Annotated in this window: 14 protein-coding genes; 4 read left to right on the forward strand and 10 right to left on the reverse strand. The window is 72.9% G+C overall.

The features are described from left to right. Positions 1–22: 22 nt before the first annotated feature. The 4 genes from rarD to eccE all read right to left on the reverse strand — a co-directional run bounded on the left by rarD (position 23) and on the right by eccE (position 3,680). On the reverse strand, positions 23–952 hold the full coding sequence (gene rarD, locus OG767_RS03195; RefSeq protein ID WP_405092073.1) for an EamA family transporter RarD: 930 nt from the start codon (positions 950–952) through the stop codon (positions 23–25). Between the two features lie 52 nt (positions 953–1,004). Further along, the gene (locus tag OG767_RS03200) at positions 1,005–1,436 is read right to left on the reverse strand and encodes a GNAT family N-acetyltransferase (protein ID WP_281943581.1); all 432 of its coding nucleotides are present in this window, start codon (positions 1,434–1,436) and stop codon (positions 1,005–1,007) included. Between the two features lie 100 nt (positions 1,437–1,536). Continuing rightward, entirely contained in the window at positions 1,537–1,923 is a 387-nt protein-coding gene (locus tag OG767_RS03205) for a phage holin family protein (RefSeq protein WP_405092074.1), read from the reverse strand. A 47-nt stretch (positions 1,924–1,970) separates the two neighbouring features. After that, positions 1,971–3,680, reverse strand: coding sequence for a type VII secretion protein EccE (gene eccE / locus OG767_RS03210; protein ID WP_405092075.1), 1,710 nt, complete (start codon positions 3,678–3,680; stop codon positions 1,971–1,973). 338 nt (positions 3,681–4,018) lie between these two features. Here eccE and OG767_RS03215 point away from each other — a divergent pair, with 338 nt between their 5' ends. Continuing rightward, on the forward strand, positions 4,019–4,336 hold the full coding sequence (locus tag OG767_RS03215; RefSeq protein ID WP_281943575.1) for a WXG100 family type VII secretion target: 318 nt from the start codon (positions 4,019–4,021) through the stop codon (positions 4,334–4,336). 21 nt (positions 4,337–4,357) lie between these two features. Beyond that, positions 4,358–4,651, forward strand: a complete 294-nt coding sequence (locus tag OG767_RS03220) for a WXG100 family type VII secretion target (RefSeq protein ID WP_405092076.1) — start codon at positions 4,358–4,360, stop codon at positions 4,649–4,651. A 187-nt stretch (positions 4,652–4,838) separates the two neighbouring features. Here the strand turns inward: OG767_RS03220 and mycP are convergent, their stop codons facing one another. Then, positions 4,839–6,047, reverse strand: coding sequence for a type VII secretion-associated serine protease mycosin (mycP, locus tag OG767_RS03225; protein ID WP_405092077.1), 1,209 nt, complete (start codon positions 6,045–6,047; stop codon positions 4,839–4,841). A gap of 153 nt (positions 6,048–6,200) precedes the next feature. On the opposite strand from mycP, the gene OG767_RS03230 reads away from it, so the two are divergent. Together OG767_RS03230 and OG767_RS03235 are read left to right on the forward strand one after the other, a co-directional pair. Then, entirely contained in the window at positions 6,201–10,034 is a 3,834-nt protein-coding gene (locus tag OG767_RS03230) for an SseB family protein (protein WP_405092078.1), read from the forward strand. Further along, positions 10,031–10,396 carry a hypothetical protein gene (locus tag OG767_RS03235; RefSeq protein WP_281943568.1) on the forward strand — a complete coding sequence of 122 codons (366 nt, stop codon included), beginning with the start codon at positions 10,031–10,033 and terminating at the stop codon, positions 10,394–10,396. The genes OG767_RS03230 and OG767_RS03235 overlap by 4 nt, the downstream gene beginning before the upstream one ends. A 1-nt stretch (position 10,397) precedes the next feature. Here OG767_RS03235 and OG767_RS03240 read toward each other — a convergent pair whose 3' ends face one another. The 5 genes from OG767_RS03240 to acs all read right to left on the reverse strand — a co-directional run bounded on the left by OG767_RS03240 (position 10,398) and on the right by acs (position 19,788). Then, complete coding sequence (locus tag OG767_RS03240; protein WP_405092079.1) at positions 10,398–11,330, reverse strand: alpha/beta fold hydrolase; 933 nt, start codon at positions 11,328–11,330, stop codon at positions 10,398–10,400. A gap of 86 nt (positions 11,331–11,416) precedes the next feature. Next, positions 11,417–11,947: a hypothetical protein gene (locus OG767_RS03245; RefSeq protein ID WP_405092080.1), complete on the reverse strand. Its 531-nt coding sequence runs from the start codon at positions 11,945–11,947 to the stop codon at positions 11,417–11,419. Between the two features lie 105 nt (positions 11,948–12,052). Next, positions 12,053–14,455: an immune inhibitor A domain-containing protein gene (locus tag OG767_RS03250; RefSeq protein WP_405094118.1), complete on the reverse strand. Its 2,403-nt coding sequence runs from the start codon at positions 14,453–14,455 to the stop codon at positions 12,053–12,055. A gap of 346 nt (positions 14,456–14,801) precedes the next feature. Further along, complete coding sequence (locus tag OG767_RS03255) at positions 14,802–17,594, reverse strand: immune inhibitor A domain-containing protein (RefSeq protein ID WP_405092081.1); 2,793 nt, start codon at positions 17,592–17,594, stop codon at positions 14,802–14,804. Between the two features lie 205 nt (positions 17,595–17,799). Next, the gene (acs, locus tag OG767_RS03260) at positions 17,800–19,788 is read right to left on the reverse strand and encodes an acetate--CoA ligase (RefSeq protein WP_405092082.1); all 1,989 of its coding nucleotides are present in this window, start codon (positions 19,786–19,788) and stop codon (positions 17,800–17,802) included. Between the last annotated feature and the right edge of the window lie 114 nt (positions 19,789–19,902).

Below are 19,902 nucleotides of genomic sequence, written 5' to 3' on the forward strand. Positions count from 1 at the left end.
AAATAGCCACGCTTTCCGTGAATCAGCGCGGAAGGAGGGTGGGGGGTGCGGGGGTGGTGGGGCGGGTGGCGGCCCGGGTGCGGCGGGTGTGGTTCAGGGCGTCGACGGTGAAGACGACGAGGGCGAGCCAGACCAGGGCGAAGCCGGCCAGGCGGGCCGGCGGCATCGGCTCGTGGAACAGCAGCACGCCGCAGCCGAGCTGGAGGATCGGGGCCAGGTACTGCAACATGCCGACGGTGGACAGCGGCAGCCGGTTGGCCGCGCCGGCGAAGAACAGCAGCGGGATCGCGGTGGCGGCGCCGGCCAGCACCAGCAGCGCGGTGTGCCCGGCGGAGACGTGCCCGAACGTCGAGTCGCCGCGCGTGGCGAGCCAGCCCAGGTACGCCAGGGCGGGCAGCGCCAGCACCGCCGACTCGACGAAGAGCCCCTCGGCGGCGGGCAGGCCGAGCTGCTTCTTGACCAGGCCGTACCCGGCGAAGCTGAACGCGAGCGTGAGCGCCAGCCAGGGCAGGCGGCCGTAGTCGACGGTGAGCACCGCCACCGCGAGCGCGCCGACGCCGAGCGCCGCCCACTGCGCCGGGCGCAGCCGTTCCCGCAGCACCAGCACGCCGAGCAGCACCGACACCAGCGGGTTGATGAAGTAGCCGAGCGCGGTCTCCACCACCCGGTCGGAGTTCACGCCGTAGATGTAGGTGCCCCAGTTCACCGCGATCAGCGCGGCGGCGAACGCGATCCCGGCCAGCGCGCGGGGCCGCCGGGCCAGCGCCCGCAGGAAGCCGACGTGGCGCATGGCGGCCAGCAGCAGCGCCACGAACACCACCGACCAGATGATCCGGTGCGCGAGGATCTCCACCGGCCCGGCCGGCCGGAGCAGTTTCAGGTAGATCGGGAAGAAACCCCAGAGCAGGTACGCGCCGATGCCGTACAGATAGCCGAGGCGGAGCTGGTTCACGGCTCCACCGTAAGTGGTGAAGCCGGCCGTCGGTCCTTTCCGGTGACCGGCGTCACCGCTCGTCCAGTTCCATGTACCGGTCCGCCGCCACCGGCTGGAAGCCGAGCTTCCCGTACACGCCGTGCGCGTCCATGGTGGCCAGCACGATCCGGCGTACGCCCAGCTCGGCCACGTGGTCGCGGACGCCCGCGGTCAGCCAGGTGCCCAGCCCGCGACCACGTTCGGCCCGGTCCACGTAGACGTCGCACAGCCAGGCGAACGTGGCCCGGTCGGTCACCACCCGGCCGACCGCGACCTGCCGGCCGTCACCGGGACGGTAGACGCCGAAGCCGATCGAGCCGGCGAACGCGCGCTCGACCGTCTCCCGCTCCCGCCCCCGCGCCCAGTACGCGTCCGTGGCGAGCCAGGTGTGCACGCGGCCCAGGTCGAGCCGGTCGGGGTCGGTGCTGAGCTGGTAGCCGTCGGCGCGCGTCAGGGTGAACACCCGGCCGAGGCTAGTGCCGCTCCGGGGGCCGCTCGCCAGCCAATTCCCGCGCACTGGCCTGCCCGCCCGGACGGCGTGCCGGGCGGGCGGCGAAGACGTCTCAGTCGCGGTCGAGGACCGCGCCCAGGATCCAGGTGACGATGCCGACGAGGAGCGCGCCGAGCACCGCCGCCGGCCAGAACCCGTCCACGTGGAAGGGCAGCCCGGCCTCCCCGGCGATCCAGCTCGTGAGCAGGAACAGCAGCCCGTTCACCACCAGCGCGATCAGCCCGAGGGTGAGCAGGTAGAAGCCGCACCCCACGGTCTTGATGATCGGCTGGAGCACCGCGTTGACCACGCCGAAGATCACCGCGACGAGCAGCAGCGTCGTCACCGTCTCGATGGCGGACCCGGAGTCGAGCGTGATGCCCGGGATGAGCAACGTGGCGAGCCAGAACGCCACCGCCGTCGACGCCACCCGGATCAGAAGACCCTTCAGGAAATCCATGGCCGGGATCGTGCCACGCCGCTCCCACCGGCGGAAGCGCGTACGCCTCAGCGGCGGGCCGGACGACCGACCAACTGCGACTCGACCGGGGTCGGCGACAGCAGGGCCCACCGCAGCGCCCGCCGGTTGACCACCGCCACCATGTCGTCGCGGATCCGGGTGAGCCAACCGGCGGAACCGCCGAGCCCCAGCGCGGTGCCGGCCAGCTCGGCCTCGGCCGGGTCGAGCGGCTGGAGAACGGCCAGGTCGGCGCGGGCCAGCGCCGGGGCGTCCGCCGGGGTCAGCTCGTCGCGGACCACCAGCACCGACTGCCAGGCCGCCGCCGGACCGACCTCCGGCGGCACCGGGCCGGCGTCGATCACCAGCAGCAGCGGCCGCAGCGGCGAGCCGGGCGCGCCACCGACCGGCCGCCCCGGCGGGAGCAGCGGCACCCCGTCGCCGGGCCCGCCGACCCCGCGCGCGAACGCCTCCCAGGCGCGCGGCCTGGTGGTCTGCACCGCCACCCGGGCACCGAGCGCCAACGCCCGCAGCACCAGCAGTTGCGCGGCGGGCACCCCGCCGACCAGCAGTACCCGGGTCGTCGCCGGACGGAACAGGCGGACGGTGAGCGGGCCGCCGCGTCGGTTGGCGCCCACCATCAGGCCGGACCCGCCGACCGGCAGGTCCGGCGCGGCCGGCGGCGACCCGGCCGGGGGCACACCGCCGCCGGTCACCGCCAGCGGCAGGGTGGCGGCCAACCCGGTGAGGTGCTCGCCGTCGAGGCGGTGCAGCTCCGCCCCCGCGTCCCCGGCCGCCCGACGGAGCGCCTGTTCGGCGACCGCCAACTCCGCCACGCTCCCGGCGGCCACCCGGACGGTCAGCTCGGCCCGGGTCGGCGCGGCGTCGGCGCGGGGACCGACGCAGAGCGCGACAGTGGTGGCGGTGGCCGGCACGGCGAGCAGCCGGGGCACCAGCCCGCGGGCGGCCTCGCCCCGTGGATCCGGCCAGCGACGCAGCCGCCAGGTGGCCTGGGCCAGCCCACCCACGGTGAGCAGCGGCCAGGTCTCCCGGGCCGGGGCGCCGGTCTCGTGATGGGCCAGCTCGTCGATCACCCGCAGGGCGGCCGGCGCGCCGAGCGGCCGGCCGCCGAGCGAACCGAGCCGGCGGACGATCCGCAGGACCGTCCCGGAGAGCGCCCGCAGCAGTTCCTCGTCCGACCAGCCGTCGGCCCGCAGCGCCCGCACGGCCAGCACCACCCGCGTACGCCCGGCCAGCCGGCCGTCGGTGAGCTGGCGGTAGGACGTCCCGGCCGGCCCGGACGCGACGGGCGGCACGGGGGCCGGCGAGGCCGAGAAGACCAGCTGGAGCCGGACCGGAGGGCTCTCCGGGCCGGCGGGCGGGAGCAGGTCGGGCGGGGCCGGGAGCGCCTGCGGGCGGTCGCCGAGCAGGTCGTCCGGATCGCCGAGCTCCAGCAGCGCGGTCAGCCCGGCGGCGTCGTGCAGCACGGCGGCCGGACCGCCGGCCAGCTCCGCGGCGTGCACCACCGTGCCCGGCCCGACCAGGTCCAGCAGCGCCGAGGGCTCGGTGGCCGCCGGCAGGGCGCGGCGACGGCTCAGGTACGCGGCGCCGACGGTGAGCCACTCGTGCAGCCAACGGCCCCGGAACCGGACCCACGCGGCAGGCACCAGCAGGGCCGCGCAGCACAACGCCCCGGCGGTCGGCGCGACGCCCCGCCCCAGGGCGGCCAGCAGGACGGCGGCCGCGACCTGTGTGGTCACGATCTGTCCGGCGCGGAGCCGCCAAAGCCTCCACTGTGGAGATGGAGCCGGCGCGGGCGCGGGCGCGGGCCGCTCCGTCGTGCTCGCGGTCACCGCACCTCCTCGTCGGGCCGCCGGGTGACGCCGCCGTGGCACATCGTAGTGGCGTCGTTGTCCACAGGGGAGGCCCCGGGGGTAGCAGAACCGGACTGGGACCGCTACCGTCAGCGACGAAAATCGTTGCGCGTGCGCCCGCCGTCTCCCTCCCCCTTCCGGCGGCCGCGAGCGCCGCGCCGACGAGTCCACGGTGGCCACCCCGGGTGGCCAGCCACGACCGAGGAGACGAGGTGACGTCCGGGATGTCCCAGACCCAGGCAGAAGCCGCGGTGATGCAGCAGACCGCCGCGAAGTTCGAGCACGTCGACCAGTCGCTGCAGACCATGCTCAGCGGCCTGATGGCCGAGCTGGAGGTGCTGCAACAAGCGTGGCGAGGCGCCGGCGGGCGCTCGTTCGCACAGGTGAAGCAGCAGTGGGCGCAGGACCAGGCGGCCCTGCAGCGGGCCCTGCGCGAAACCGCCACCGCGATCCGCACCGCCGGCCGCCAGTACGACGTCTCCGACACCGAGGCCGCCGGCCGGGTGGCCGGCACCAACCGCGGCATCCAGCTGCCGCTCTAGACCATCGGAAGGATCGAACCCATGGAGCACGGTGTGCTGGTCGTCAACTTCGCCGCCCTGCAACAGGCCGGCGCCGACATCCAACGGGCGCTGACCACCCTGGAGAGCCAGCTCGGGCAGCTCGAACGGGACGCGGCACCACTGGTGGCGAGCTGGAACGGTGAGGCGCGCGAGGCGTACGAGCAGCGGCAGTCCCGTTGGCGGGCCGCCTCGCAGGACATGCAGGTGATGCTGCGCGACATCAAGCTCGCGGTGGAGGACTCCGCAGCCGACTACCTCGACACCGAGAAGCGCAACGCCAACCTGTTCCACTGATTCGGGCGGGTACGGCCCGGGTGCCCGCACCCGGGCCGTACCTGTCCCCCCGCCCCCATCCCGTCCCCGGGGTCCCGCCCCGCTTCCGCGATCTTGCACTTTCGGCCCTCGGGTTAGGCGTCTTGCCCGTTTCGTCCGGGCACCAACTGCAAGATCGGCGTGCGGGTGGGGTGGGACGGGACGGGGGTCAGGTGGGGTTGGCGGGGTGCCAGCGTCGGCGGGTTCCCCGGGGTAGCACCACGGCCAGCAGCGCCACGAGCGCTGCCGCGCCACCTGTCACGCCGGCCACCAGGAGCGCTCGGTCCCGGGCCGTGGCCCGGCGGGACTGGCGGGACTGGCGGGCCGGGTCCGGCCGGTCCGCCGGGAGCGCGGCAACACGCCCGGGCCGGGCGTCCGCCCCGCCCGGCGACTCGGTCACCGCGCGGTACGGGTTGAGCACCCCGGCGCCGTAGCCCTCGCCCCGCCCCGGTGCCGGGTCGGTGCCGGCCACGATCCGCACGGCGACCTCGGCCGCGTGCAGCCCGGGGCGATACTGCCGCAGCAACGCGGCGGTGCCGGCGACGAACGGCGTGGCGTAACTGGTGCCCTCCGCCCGGCGATGGCCCTGCCGGGGCGCCGCCATCAGCACCTCGCTGCCCGGGGCGACCAGGTCGACGTACGGGCCGGTCTGGGAGAACGCGGCACGCGTCCCGTCCCGCCCGATCGCGCCGACGCCGAGCACCCCGTCGTACGCGGCCGGGAAGGGGCGGGGATCACCGCTGTCGTGCAGGTTGCCGGCGGCGGCCACCACCACCACGTCCCGCCGCACCGCGTAGGCGACCGCGGCGCGCACCGCCGGGTCGTCCGCGTACAGCACGACCGAGAGGTTGAGCACGTCGGCGTCGTGGTCCACGGCCCAGCGGACGGCCCGGGCGAAGTCGGCCGCGTCGACCGTCCGCCCCGACTCCCGCCCGTCGACCACCTGCTGTTCGCTGACGCGTACCGGCAGGATGCGCGCGCCCGGTGCGAGGCCCCGGAACGCGACACCCGGCCGGGGCGTGGCGGCGATGATGCTCGCCACGCCGGTGCCGTGCCCGGCGCAGTCGCGGGTGCCGTCCCCGCCCGGGTCGAGGAAGTCGGCACCGGCCAGCACCCGACCGGCGAGCTGCGGATGGGACCGGTCCACCCCCGAGTCGACCACCGCCACCACCACGCCCGCGCCGGTCGCGAGCGGGGCCAGCCGGTCCGGCGCGTACCGTTGCTGGGGCCACGGCTGCTCGGCCACCGGGCGGGCCGGCGCGGGCGGCGTGGCGCAGCCGGACGGCGCGCGGGCCGCCGCCGCCGGGGCCGCCGGCAGGCCGGAGACGAGGAGGGTCGCCAGCGCGACCGCGGTGGAGCGCGCGAGGGGCCGGGGCATCGACGACCTCCGTAACGTGTCGACTCCGGAACGGGATGTTAGCGCCTCGCCGACGCCACGGCCGACCGTCGATGGCCAGGCATTGTGATCTTGTTACCACCTTGTAGGTTGTAGGCGATGCCTGTGGCCTGTGCGCGGAAGGAGAGGTGGCCCGTGACCGGATGGGAGCCGGCCACCGAGGCCGAGGTGGCGATGCGGGACGCGCTACGAGCGCAGGACCAGCAGCAATACTTCCGCGTGCTGACCCGTGTCGATCTGGTGCTGCCGATCGCCGGCGGCCCGACCGCGGGGTGGGGCACCTGGACCTCCGAGGGCCGCACGCACGTGCTGGCGTTCACGTCGGTCGCCGCGCTGCGCGCCAGCCTGGGCGAGAACGCCGGCGCCACGCGTCTCGTCGCGTACCCGGACCTGGCCGCCGGCTGGCCCAACCAGGAGTGGTGGCTGGCGGTGAACCCGGGCCTGCCGATCGAGGGCTACCTGCCCGCCTGGTACGTCGCCCAGCTCGCCCGGGGCGACGTCCGGCTGCCCGGCCGGACCATGGGCGCCCGAGCCCGTCTGGAGCGGGTGGAGAGCGCCGCCCGGGCCGCCCGTGACGGCGTCCCCGGGCCGGTGCGTGACAGCGGTCCCGGACCGGTGCGTGACGGCGTCTCCGGTGCGGTGCGTGACAGCGTCTCCGGTTCGGTGCGTGACGTCGGCGCCGAATCCGGCCGCTTCGGTGTCCCGGAACCCGCCCGCGAGGCGCCGTCCGTTCCGGTTCCCGCCGCCGTGACACCCCCGACCCCGTCGGGCCGTGGCGGGCGGGTGGCGGAGGCCGAGGAGCCCGCCACCGTACCCATGCGATCCGTTCCCCTTCTCGGCCGCCGCGCCCCGACGGCGCCGCACCGCCGCCCGGCGTCCGGTGACCACGGCCGCACCGGGGCGGGCGACGGGGCCGACCCGGACGCGCTCGACGGCTGGCTCACCGACCTGCGTCGCCGTCCCGACGAGCCGGACCCGTTCGCGGCCGGCCGTGCGACGCCGGACGAGCCGCCGGCGCCGCCGGCCCCACCACCGGCCCGCTCCTTCTTCGAGCCCACCTCGGGCCGCGCGACCCGGCGGCCCTCGCCGCTGGACACCCCCAGGCGGTCCGGCGAGCGGGCGACGCCGCCCTCCCGGTTCGCCGGCGGCCAACCGTTCCCCCGGCGCCGGCCACTGAACGAGCCGGTGCGCGAGGACCAGACCCGACCGTTCCGGGTGGGAGCGGACGAGCCCGCGCCGACGTCGGCCGAACCGGCAGCGCCGTTCCGGCCTGCCCGCCCGCCCGAGGACACCCCCCGGACACTGCCCCGCCGGCACTCCGGCCCGCCCGCTCCCGACCGGTGGGCCGGAACGCGCACCGACCACGACGCGCCGGGCTGGACCCCGCTCGACGACCCGACGGAAGCCGAGGCGCTGCCACCGTCGATGGCCGAGCCGGTGTCCGCTCCGCCCGCGCCGCGCCGGGACTTCACGCCGATCGTCATCGAGGGCACCGTCATCGAGGCCCGTGACCTGACCGCACCCGCGGCGACCGGGCCAGCTTCCGAGGGGTACGCGGCCGCCGGCCCCGTCGTGTCCCGGGTGGACGCCGCCGATCCGGTCGGGTCGCCGACCGTCGACGTCGCCGAGCCCGCGCAGGCCGACGACCGCAGGGCACCCGAGCCATTCGTCACCGAGCCATCTGTCGCCGAGCCATTCGTCACCGAGCCATCTGTCGCCGAGCCATTCGTCACCGAGCCGTCTGTCGCCGGGCTGTCTGTCGCCGGGCTGTCTGTCTCCGAGCCGTCTGTCTCCGAGCCGTCTGTCTCCGAGCCGTCGGTTGCCGGGCCGTCCGTTGCCGGGCCGTCTGTTGGCGGGCCGCAGTCGACCGCGCCGTTCTCCACCGGGTCGTTCGCCACCGGACCGATGGCCGCCGAGCCGTTCGACGCCGGGGCATCGGCCACCGCGCCGTTCGCCAGCCAGCCGTCGGCCACCGACTCGTTCGACGCCGGGTCATCGGCCCCCACCGAGCCGTTCGCCACCGGGTCGCGCTCGGACCGGGTCGGGTCGGCTTGGGAGACGACGGCACCGCTCTCGCCGGCCGCCGCCGAGCCGTTCCCGTCCCCGGCCAGCGAGCCGACCAGATCGGTGTTCGATCCGCTTCGACCGGCGGCCGAGGCATCCGTCCCGGCGGACGTGGCACCGCTGCCGACCGGACCGGACGAGCCGACGGTGTCGCTCGCCCGGCCGGCCAGGTACCCGGACGAGCCGACGGTGTCGTTGTTCGAGCCGACCACACCGCTGTTCACGCCGTCGCCGTCGCCGTCGCCGTCGTCTTCGCCGTCTCAGCCGACGTCGCCAGCATCGGCGTCGCCGTCGGACGAGCCGGGCACCCCGGTGACGTCCTCCGCCGGGGAACCCACCAGGTCGCTGTTCGAGCCGTTGTCCTTCCCGGCCGCGCCCGTCCCGGCCGAACCGACGGTGTCCCTGTCCACGCCGGTCGCGGACGAGCCGACGACGTCCCTGTCCAGCCCGGTCACGGACGAGCCGACGACGTCCCTGTTCGCGCCGAGCGCGGCGGAGCCGACGGTGTCCCTGCCCGCGTCGGCAACCTCGGACGAGGTGACCACGTCGTTGTCCGCGCCGGCCGGGGACGAGGTGACCACGTCGTTGTCCGCGCCGGTCGCGGCGGAGCCGACGGTGTCCCTGTTCGCGCCGGTGCCCTCGGACGAGCCGACCACGTCGTTGTTCGCGCCGGTCAGCGGCCCGGCGGCGGACGAGCCGACCACGTCACTCTTCGCGTCGGCGGCGGACGAGGCCACCACGTCACTCTTCGCGCCGGCCAGCCGGCCGGCGGCGGACGAGCCGACCACGTCGTTCTTCGCGCCGTCGCCGTCCGAGGAGCCGTCCCCGTCGTCGGAGACGGGGCTGGAGACGGAGACGATCCCGTACGTCACCGCCGGGGAGCCGCGCGTCGAGCCGGTGACCGACGGCACCGGCCGCCCGGCGGTCGAGCCGGACTTCGTGCCGGCGAACGAGGTGGAGGAGGAGCTGCTGGCGGCCGCCGCCAGCGGTAACACCGACGGCTTCCTCACCACGCTGCTGCTGGCCCGGGTGATGTTGCCGGTCGCGTTCGACTCGGCGGCGGGCACCCGGCCCGGCGATCCGGGTTTCTCCTGGCGTACCGAGACTGTCGACGGGGTGCGGTACGTGGTGGTCTACACCTCGCCGGAGCGGCTCGCCGAGCACGCCGGAGGGCCGGTCGACACGGTACGGGTCAAGTTCGTCCAGCTCATCCGTCAGTGGCCGGATGTGGCCTGGTCGTTCCGGGTCAACCCGGACACGCCGGTCGGTGCGGCGTACCCGGGGGAGCAGGTCCTGGCGCTTGCCAACTGGGCCGCCGAGGTGGGGCTCGGCGACGACCCGGAGACCGAGCCGGAGCCGCCCGCCACCGGACCGGCGCCCACGACCGAGCCCCGGCCGGACGCGCCGGCGGCGAAGCCGACCCGGCCGGTGGTCATGCAGAAGGCCATCGCGGCGAGCCAGCTCGCCTACTACCTGGAGCGTGGCTACGACCGGGTGTCCGGCTTCGTGCACCGGGCCGGCGAGCTGGCCCATTTGCGTACGCCGGCGGAGCTGTTCGACGCGCTCGGTCTCGGCCATCCCGGGTCGCCGTTCTCCCGGGACGCCGAGGAGCTGTACCTGCTGCGCTGGCCGGCCTACCGGCCGAGCCTCTACCGGATTCCGTACGGCGGGCAGAACGAGGCCGCGATGCGGGCGATGGAGGGCTGGGTGATCGAGCGGTACCCGTTCCGGGGCAACGGCTTCGCGCCGGGTGAGAGCAGCGACGTGATCGCCGAGTTCAAGGTGGACAGTGCCCGGCTGCCGCACGGCGCCGAGCTGTGGCGGGTCGCCGCTGACGGCGGTGCCCGGCTGGTCGCGGTGCTGGACACCGACGCGCTGCTGTGGCGGAAGGCGGACGGGGCGTGAGCCGCGACGGTTACGTGGCCCGGTGGCGCGGCCGGGAGTACCAGGCCAGCCCGGACGGTGACGACGTGCGGCTCTACCAGCCCGAACCGGACGAGGGCTTCACCGAGGCGCGCCCCGGCCGGTACGTCCGGGTGGTGCCGGCGGCCGAGGTCGACGACCTGGCGTACGTGCGGACCACCTGCACCTGGCAGGGGCAGCCGTTCATCGTGCTGGCCGAGCACGAGGGCTGGCTGCGGGTGGAGTACACAGGTGGGCGTTGGCCGGTGGCGGAGGCGATGGGGCTGGAGGCGTTCGACTTCGGCGTCTACCAGGGCTGGGCGCCCGCGACCGAGGTGGCCGGGCTGGGCGAGCAGCGGGTCTGAGTCAGGACTTCGCCCACCGCAGGATCTCGCCGAGCACCACGTCCCGCGCCTCCACGTGCGGGAAGTGGCCCACCCCGTCGAGCAGCCGCCACTCGTACGGGGCGCTGACGTACCGGCCGGAGCCCTGCGCGGTGCGGGGGAGCGAGGCCCGGTCCAGCGCGCCGTGCAGTTGCAGGGTCGGGGCGACCAGCGGCTTCTGCATCAGCTTGACGAACCGGTAGCCGTGCAGCCGCAGCACCGACCGGAACGCCCAGCGGTAGCCCTCCAGGGCGCAGAACGCGGCCTGCGGGATCTGCATCGCCACCCGGCAGCACCGGGCGTAGTCGTCGAAGTCCGGGCCGTCGACCCAGGCCGGCCCGCCCCAGCGGCGCAGCATCTCCGCCACCTCGGCGGCGTCGTCCCGGGTCAGCACGTGCTCGTAGCGGGGGAGCTGGAACTTCAGCGTGGCCGTGGCGGACGCGAACTGGCCGCGCGGGTCGGCGACGATGGCGGCCCGCAGCCGCAGCGGGTGCGGCGCGCCGAGCACCACGAGCCGGCGGACCAGCGTGGGGTGGAACGAGGCGGCGGTCCAGCCGATGAGGCCGCCCGCGCCGGTGCCGACCACGGTGGCGGACCGCTCACCGAGCGCGCGGATCAGGCCGGCCACGTCGGCGGCGAGCGTGTAGCCGTCGTACCCCCGGGGTGGCTTGTCGCTCGCGCCGTAACCGCGCAGGTCGACGGCGACCGCGCGGAAGCCGGCGTCGGCGACCGCCGGCAGCATCTCGTGCCAGGCGTACCAGTATTCCGGGAAGCCGTGCAGGAAGAGCACCATCGGGCCGGTGCCCGCCTCGACGACGTGGAACCGGCTGCCGTTGGCGCCGACGAACCGGTGCGTCCACGGCCCTTCGGGCAGGACGCAGGATTCGTCGGCGAACCCGCCGCGCTGGTCGGTCATGGGGCACAGCCTAGGGCCGCCGGTCGCCCGCCGGTCCCGTAGGTGCCCAGGATCAGGGGATTCTCCGGGACAGGGCGTCGAGCGGGTCAGCCCACGCGTTCGATGCGCAGCAGGCCGACCAGCCGCCCGGGCCCGCACTCGACGCCCGCCGGCGGCGGGCCGACGGTGACCCGGACCCAGGTGCCGGCGGGCCAGGTGCCCTGGTCCGGGCCGTACAGGGCGTGTTCCTGGCCGTCGTCGGTGACAAGCGTGTAGCAGGGACCGCTTCCGCCGTGGCTGAGCCGGCCGGCGAGGACGTTCGGCTTGCGTTGGTCGGTGGGCTGCCGTGGTGGCCCGGTCGGCGGCCAGAGCGTCGGCAGATCGGTCGCGGAGAGCGGGGGCCGGCCGGTGGAGGCGGCCGGGGCCGGTGCGGTCGGCGTCGGCGCGGTCGGGCGCGGTGCGGTCGGGGACGGGGGCTGCGGCGTGGCGTCGACGGGTCCGGTGGGCGCGCCGGGACGGGCGGGGGGTTCGGACGCGGACACGTCTCCTCCGTTCTCCGGGTTCGCGCAGCCGGCCAGCGCCAGGGCCAGGGGCAGTGCGAGGACCGCGGCGAGGCGGCGGTCGAGGGTTGTGGTCACCCGCTTGGGACGCGCCGCGGGTCGCGACGGTTCCCCCCGACACAGGGCGAGGCCCGGGCAGGTGACCTGCCCGGGCCTCGTCGTGGTGTCGCGTGGATCAGTGGCTCAGGAGAAGCGGACCTTCAGCGAGGTGCCGTCCTGCTCCAGGACCTTGATCTTGGTGCCGGTGGCCGGGAGCTTGACGCCGTGGTTCGGCAGCTCCGGGTACCAGTACTGCTTGGTGTCGTCGAACAGCGGCTGCGCGGCCTGGCCACGGATGTACTGCGGCTGGCTGTTGAGGTGCAGCGTGAACGAGTCCGCCTTCTTCAGGCCGAACGGCGCGTCGTAGACCTGGACGCGGGCCCGCCAGGGCGCCCCGGTCAGGTTGTAGATCGGCCGCGGGTGGGCGTCGATGATCATGTTCCGACCCTCACCCGGGTGCACGAACGTGTCGTTGTCCGCCCACCGGAGGTTCCAGTAGGAGATCAGCAGACCCTCCTGGTACGCGTAGTGGTCCACGTAGTCCGGGCGGGTGTTCGCGTAACCGAAGAAGTACGGGCCGGTCTTGAGGTACTTGTCGTACGAGACGTACGACCGGTTACCGGCGATGTAGTAGTTGTCGAACAGACGGGTGTAGGTCTCCTCGACGATGCTCCAGCCGTTGAGCGTCCAGCCGGGGGCACCGGCCTCGGCGCCATCGGTGAGCAGCGTCTGACCGTCGGCGGTCACGGTGAGGGCGTCACCGTAGAAGCCACCCTCGGACACGCCACCGTCGGTCTGGTAGCGGAGCCGGAACTGCACGGCCTTGCCGACGACCGAGTCCAGGTTGACGTTGACGTCGACCCAGTTGCCGTCGCTGGAGCCGTCCAGGGCGTAACGTCCGGGGGAGATCTCCTTCAGGGCCTGGCCGTTGGCCGTGCCCGGGAGCGAGACCCAGTTCTGGCCACCGTCGGTGGAGGCCTCGAAGAAGAGGTAGTCGAAGTCCGCCTCGATGCTGTAACGGCCCTTCATCGACACCGCGGCGCTGCTCTTCCCCGTGAGGTCGATGCTCCGCGTCATCGTGGTGTTCAGGTCGTCCTCGTTGCCCGAGAAGAACTGCTTCGTACCCTCGAACGGCTTGCCGTTCTGGAACTCGTACGCCCGCTGCGGCAGCACCACCACGGCGGCCTGCGCCTTGGCGGAGTTGTACTCCTGCGGGCCCAGCTCCAGCGTGCGCTTCTGACCGGCGACGACCACCTCGTAGTCGAGCCAGCCGAGCTGGAGCTTGTTCCAGGCGCCGAGGTCGCCGCCGCGGTCGCCGATGCCGGCGTCGTTCTTGGCGCCGAGCCGGCTCTGGGCCATCAGGGTCCAGTGCTCGTTGTTGTTGTCCCCACCACTGGTGACGTTGTAGTCGTCCGGCAGACCGAGGTCGTGGCCGTACTCGTGGTAGAAGACGCTCCGGCCACCGTTCTCCGGCTGGATGGTGTAGTCACCGATCCAGACGCCGGTGTTGCCGATCTGGGTGCCGCCGGCCGGGAAGTTCTCCGGACCGGTGTTGCCCTGGTCGCTGGCGAACGCGTACCAGCGGTGGCTCCAGATCGCGTCCTCACCCTGGATCGGGTCACCGTCGGCCTGGTCGCCGCCGGCGTGGACGATCTGGAAGTGGTCGATGTAGCCGTCCGGCTCGTTGAAGTTGCCGTCGCCGTCGAAGTCGTAACGGTCCCACTCGTCCATCGACTTGACGTCGGCCGCGATCTCCTCGTCGGAGCGGCCCTGGGCCTTCTGGTCGGCGACCCACTGGTTCGCGGCGTCGCGGACCAGCGCCCAGGTGTTGTTGCAGACGTTCGAGGCGCACGGGTAGCCGTTGGAACGGCCGTAGCGGGCCTCGTTGTACTTGACCTTCACCCAGTTGGTGACCTCGCCGTCGACGCTGTACCGACCCGAGGACTGGGCCTCGTAGTACTGCTTCAGCGACTCGTCACCGGGGTTGGTGCCGAAGTACAGCTGCCGGAAGTGGTCGGCGCTGAAGTCCGGCTGCCAGATCGTGGAGTTGTCCACGGCCCGGTTGGGCTCGGGGATCTGGTTGACGAGCGGACCGTCGAACCGGGTCGGACCCGGCACAGCCGGGGCGGTGTCCTGGTCCGGGTAGTTCGGGTGCCGCTCGTCGCCGAACTCCGCGAGGATGACGAAGATCTTGTCGGTCTTCTCGCGGGAGAGCTCGACGTACTGGTCCTCGGTGGGACCCTTGCCGGCCTTGGTGCTCCGGGCGGCCTTGCCCGCCGCGGCACCCTCGGCAGCCTTCTCGCCAACCTTGACGACGGTGCTGCCGTTGATCTTCTGGGCCTTCGCCCGGCCCGACAGGACCTCGCTCAGGCCCTCCTGGCGCAGTGCGCGCCGCTTGTCCTCGAGCGGGTTGGGCAGGTCGTGCTCAGCCTGCGCAGGCTCGGCCACCGACGGGGCGGCGGCTGGCAGCTTCGGCGTCGGCGCGGCGCTGGCGGACGTGCCCGCCATCAGCCCCGTTGCGGTCAGCGAAAGCCCGAGCAGACCCACTGCGACTTTGCGCACGTGGTACCTCCGGTGTGAGGGAACCGGCCCCATGGGGGTACGGGCCGGTGGAACGTCCCACAAGTGGGACCCACGGTGAACATAGACACTGCTGGGACTGCTGTGAAGATGTGTGCGTCGATTTGTAGCAACTTTTTGTTGGGGTTGACTTTCGCCGTCACACTCTGGTTCGTCATCTCGGCGTTGACCAGCGGCGATGGCCGTTCGGTCGAAGGCAGCGAAACGGATGGATATACGGAACGGGCCGGGAGCGCCATGCTCCCGGCCCGTCCGTCATCCGGTCCGTTCGGCCCGTTTTCCGGGCATTCCGGTTCCGCTTTGAAGGTGTCGATCAGCTCCGCGGCGGAACCACGTACACCTGGGCGTACGAGTTGTCCCGGGCGGCCCGCTTGATGATGATCGACGTGCCGTACCCGACGCCCGCGTCACCCGGGTTGCCGGTGCCGAGCACGATCGCCCCGCCACCCAGCGTCGAACCGTAGTAGTCGGTCGCCGGGGTGCCGTCCGGGTTCACCACCCGGGTCGTGTACTGCTGGTTGCCCTTCGACGGGACCACCACCGAGGCGTCGTTGTCCCGCGCGTACGGCGAACCGTCGCGGATCTCGATGCCCGGGTACCAGCCCTTGTTGTCGGTGAAGCCGCGCACCGGCGCCTGCGCGCCGAACTTCGTGCAGTACTCGCTGTACGGCTCGTCGGCCGCCTCCAGGCACTCCTTGAACGGGTAGGTCTTCGTCAACCCGAACGCGGCGTTGGAGGACTGCGGCCGGCTGGGCAGGTTGTCCAGCACCGACGGGTCCTTCTCGGCCGCCACGCCCGTGCGACGCAGCGGGTCGTTGTGCGAGTCGACGATCAGCAGCCCGCCCTTGGCGCCGTAGCTGGGCAGCGCGGTCATCTGCGCGGTGACGTGGTTGACGTCGCCGAGCTCGGTGTCCCGGTACCAGACCAGCATGCCGGGCGCGTTGTACGCGATCCGGTCGACCTTCCACGCCTCGTGCGAGTAGACGGTGTCGTAGGCGTACTTCAGGCCCTTGTCGAAGCCGTCGAAGTTGCGCCACTCGGCCAGGTAGTAGTGCGAGCGGACCTGGGTGCCCGAGTCGACGTGCCAGCCCGCGCCGGTGGTGTCGGTGAACGTGCCGCCGGTCTGGGTCCAGCCGGCCGCGCCGCCCTCGACGTCGTCGCTCCAGGTGGTGGCGCCGCCGCCGGTCACCGAGAAGTCGTCGGCGAACCAGCCGCGCTCCTGGAACGCCTCGTCGGTGGCGTACCGCAGCCGGACCTGCACGGTCTGCCCGGCGTACGGCGACAGGTCCACGTAGTCGTGGCGCCAGCCGCCGGTGCTGCCGGTCAGGCCGTACTTCTTGTTGCCGAAGTCGACCATCCGGCCGTTCGGGTCGGCGTAGCCGTCATCGGTGGAGACCAGCGCGCCGGAGGAGTCGTACACCTTGCGCTCGGTCCAGGTGGCGCCGCCGTCCGTGGAGACCTCGACGAAGCCGTAGTCCCAGTCCTCCTCGATGACGTAGTCGTTCCACATCCAGAACTTCGCGTCGGTGGCGTTCGGGACACTCACCGTGCGGCTCAGCTTGACGTCCGCCCACGCCTGGTCGGCGCCGGAGTACCACATGTTCGCGCCGCTGTGCGGCTCGGCCAGCGTGATCACCTTGTCCGGCAGGTCGATCTTGATGCCGTCCTCGGTGCCCACCGGCGTACGCGAGGTCTGCCCGAGCTTGACCAGCTTGGCCCGGTCGCCCGGCCCGAACGTCTTCGGCTCGGCCCAGCCGAGCACCCACTTGTCCCAGAGGCCCATGTGGGTGGGGAGCGCCTGGAAGATCTCACCGGAGTGCGAGCCGGACGCCATCAGGTCCCAGAAGTCCACGTCGGAGTCGGCGTTGCCGGACGTGTCGTAGAGGTCCGGCAGGCCCAGGTCGTGCCCGAACTCGTGGGCGAAGACACCGACACCGGCGTCCTCCGGCTGCACGATGTAGTTCGACACCTTCAGGCTCGTGCCCGGGATGGTGTAGCCACCGGCCACGGTGGAGGAGTGCGCCCAGACCGAGTAGACGCCGACGTCGCCGCCACCACGGGACTTGCCCTGGTTGGCGTGCACCAGCACCAGGTGGTCGATCACGCCGTCCGGCTCGTGGAAGTTGCCGTCGCCGTCGCGGTCGCTCTGGTCCTCGATGTCGTAGTCGGCCCAGGGGAAGTTCGGGTCGACGGCGGCCAACGCGTCGATCGCGTCGGTGGCGAGCCGGCCCGCGCCCTGCGGGTTGTCCGGGTGACCGTTCATCGACTGCTCACGGCCGGCGACCCAGTTGCCGTTCTCGTCCTGGAAACAGCGGGAGGCGGCGTACCAGCCCTCCGAGTGCGGCACCGTGATCCACGGGCTGGCCTGCCCGTCCACGGTGTACGCGTTCTTGGACATCTCCAGGTACATGTTGTGCATGGTCCGGCCCGCGAGGCTGATGCCCGGCTTGCCGTCCGGCCCCTTGAGGTCCTTGCGGACCCGCTCGGTGATGCCCTGCTTGGTGTAGAGCATCTTGTTGTAGTGGGCCGGCGAGAAGTCCGGCACCCACATCGAGTTGTTGTCCTTGTGCGGCAGCGTGGCCGGGTTCGGGATGGTGTTGTGCCGCGGCCCGTTCTGCACCGTGCCGGGCACGCAGGTGCGGTCCTCGAAGACCGTCTTCGGCACCATCACGCCGGTGAAGTCGTCGTTGGCCTTGTCGTTGAACTCCACCAGCAGCGTCAGCAGCTTGGCGGTCTGGGTGTTCTTGGCCTTCTTGATCTTGCGAGGGCTCTGGCCGGTCCGGATGGACTTGGCCTCCAGCTTGGCCAGCTCGCGGGCCGCGATCGGGTTGCCGCCGGCGTACTTGCGATCGTAGGCGCGGGCCTCGTCCGCCGGTGCGGAGAAGACCCCGTCCTTGCCCTTGGCCTCCTTGCCGCCGGTGTCCGGCTGCACCTCCGGCTCGGCGTAGTTGATGTAGAACTCGTCCGCCGCGATGGTGGCCGGCGCGGACCGGGACGGCTGAGCCGACGCACTACCCGTCACGGTCAGCGACGTGGCCGCGAGGGCGATGGCGGGCAGCGCGACGAGTAGTCGCCGGCGGGCCCGGGACTGCGAACTGGGGAGCATGCCACTCCGTTCGTAGGGAATGGTGAGGGACCGGCCGTCTCAGTGACGCGTGTCGAAATTTGCCGGTGCGGCTGAACGTAGTCGACGGGAAGCACCATCGACAGGGGTGAACAGGCCAGTGCTCCTCCGCCGATCGACCGGCACGGCTCCCGGGTACGACGAAGGGCGGGCCGCCGCGCGACCCGCCCCCGCCGTACCGGTGTCGTCAGTCCTCGTCGGACTTGCCGCCGCTCATCCCCGACGAGATCAACTCCATCACCGAGGAGTCCTGCAACGTGGTCACGTCGCCCAGCGACCGGTTCTCCGCCACGTCCCGCAGCAACCGGCGCATGATCTTGCCGGAGCGGGTCTTCGGCAGCTCCGGCACCAGCATGATCTGTCGCGGCTTGGCGATCGGGCCGAGCGTCCGCGCCACGTGGTTGCGCAGCTCGGCGATGAGCTGCTCGCCCGCGTCGCCGGTGATCTCCGCGCTGCCGCGCGGAATGGCGAACGCGACGATCGCCTGCCCGGTGGTCGGATCGGTCGCGCCGACCACCGCCGCCTCGGCCACCGACGGGTGGCTGACCAGCGCCGACTCCACCTCTGTGGTGGAGATGTTGTGCCCGGACACCAGCATCACGTCGTCGACCCGGCCGAGCAGCCAGATGTGCCCGTCGTCGTCCTTCTTGGCGCCGTCACCGGCGAAGTAGACCCACTTGTCGCCGGTGTTGGCGCCCGCCCCGAACCGCGACCAGTACGTCTCCAGGAACCGGTTGTCGTCACCCCAGATGGTGCGCAGCATCGACGGCCACGGCTCGGTGAGCACCAGGTAGCCACCCCCGCCGTTCGGCACCGACTCACCCTGGTCGTCGACCACGTCGGCGACCACGCCGGGCAGCGGGGTCATCGCCGAACCCGGCTTCGCCTCGGTCACCCCCGGCAGCGGCGAGATCATCATCGCCCCGGTCTCGGTCTGCCACCAGGTGTCGACCACCGGCAGCTCACCGCGTCCGACGTACTGCCGGTACCAGATCCACGCCTCCGGGTTGATCGGCTCACCGACGCTGCCGAGCAGCCGCAGCGACGACAGGTCGTAGCCCGCCGGGATGTCCTCGCCCCACTTCATCATGGTGCGGATCAGCGTCGGCGCGGTGTACAGGATGCTGACCCGGTACTTGTCGACGATCTCCCAGAACCGGCCCTTGTGCGGCGTGTCCGGCGTGCCCTCGTACATGACCTGGGTGGCGCCGTTGGAGAGCGGGCCGTAGACGATGTAGGAGTGCCCGGTCACCCAGCCGATGTCGGCCGTGCACCAGTAGACGTCGGTCTCCGGCTTCAGGTCGAACACCGCGTGCGTCGTGTACGACGTCTGGGTCAGGTACCCGCCGGTGGTGTGCAGGATGCCCTTCGGTCGGGCCGTGGTGCCGCTGGTGTAGAGGATGAACAGCGGGTGCTCGGCGTCGAACGCCTGCGCCTCGTGCTCCGGCGCGGCGGTCTCCACCGTCTCGTGCCACCAGTGGTCCTTCGCCGACCAGCCGACCTCCTCGCCGGTCCGGCGGACCACCAGCACGTGCTCCACCGACGGGCAGTTCGCCACCGCCTCGTCCACGGTCGGCTTGAGCGCCGACGGCTTGCCCCGCCGGAAGCCGCCGTCCGCGGTGATCACCACCTTGGCGCTGGCGTCCTGGATCCGGTTGGTCAACGCGTCGGCGGAGAAGCCGCCGAACACCACGCTGTGCGTGGCGCCGATCCGGGCGCAGGCGAGCATCGCCACCGCCGCCTCCGGGATCATCGGCAGATAGATCGCCACCCGGTCGCCGGCCGTCACGCCCAGCTCGGTCAGCGCGTTCGCCGCCTGGCAGGTGAGCCGGTGCAGGTCCGCGTAGGTGACCGTGCGGGTGTCGCCCGGCTCGCCCTCCCAGTGGATCGCCACCTTGTCGCCGTGGCCCGCCTCCACGTGCCGGTCCAGGCAGTTGTACGCCACGTTCAGCCGGCCACCGGTGAACCACTTCGCGAACGGGGCCTTCGACCAGTCGAGCACCTGCTCCCACGGCTCGGCCCAGCTCAGCCGGCCGGCCTGACGCGCCCAGAAGGCGAGCCGGTCGGCGGCCGCCTCCTCGTACGCCTCCGCGGTCACGTTGGCGTTCGCGGCGAGTTCGGCCGGCGGCGGGAACTGGCGCGTCTCGTTCAGCAGATTGGCCAATGCCTCGCTCATACGGTGACTCCTTCGTCGCGTGACCTGCGTCTCCCTACTCCGGGGAAGGTTAGCCCCGCCGTACCCGACCCGCGACCGCCCGCCCCGCTCCGCGCGCTCAGCGGCTCCCCCTCC

Origin of the sequence: Micromonospora sp. NBC_01392 (assembly GCF_045040125.1) — a bacterium.
Lineage (GTDB): Bacteria > Actinomycetota > Actinomycetes > Mycobacteriales > Micromonosporaceae > Micromonospora.

Bases quoted from the DNA above. Each gene is read 5' to 3' on its own strand.
- OG767_RS03240 (WP_405092079.1), bottom strand. From the start codon at position 11,330: ATGACCGACCAGCGCGGCGGGTTCGCCGACGAATCCTGCGTCCTGCCC.
- OG767_RS03255 (WP_405092081.1), bottom strand. From the start codon at position 17,594: ATGCTCCCCAGTTCGCAGTCCCGGGCCCGCCGGCGACTACTCGTCGCG.
- OG767_RS03215 (WP_281943575.1), top strand. From the start codon at position 4,019: ATGTCCCAGACCCAGGCAGAAGCCGCGGTGATGCAGCAGACCGCCGCG.
- acs (WP_405092082.1), bottom strand. From the start codon at position 19,788: ATGAGCGAGGCATTGGCCAATCTGCTGAACGAGACGCGCCAGTTCCCG.
- OG767_RS03205 (WP_405092074.1), bottom strand. From the start codon at position 1,923: ATGGATTTCCTGAAGGGTCTTCTGATCCGGGTGGCGTCGACGGCGGTG.
- mycP (WP_405092077.1), bottom strand. From the start codon at position 6,047: ATGCCCCGGCCCCTCGCGCGCTCCACCGCGGTCGCGCTGGCGACCCTC.
- OG767_RS03220 (WP_405092076.1), top strand. From the start codon at position 4,358: ATGGAGCACGGTGTGCTGGTCGTCAACTTCGCCGCCCTGCAACAGGCC.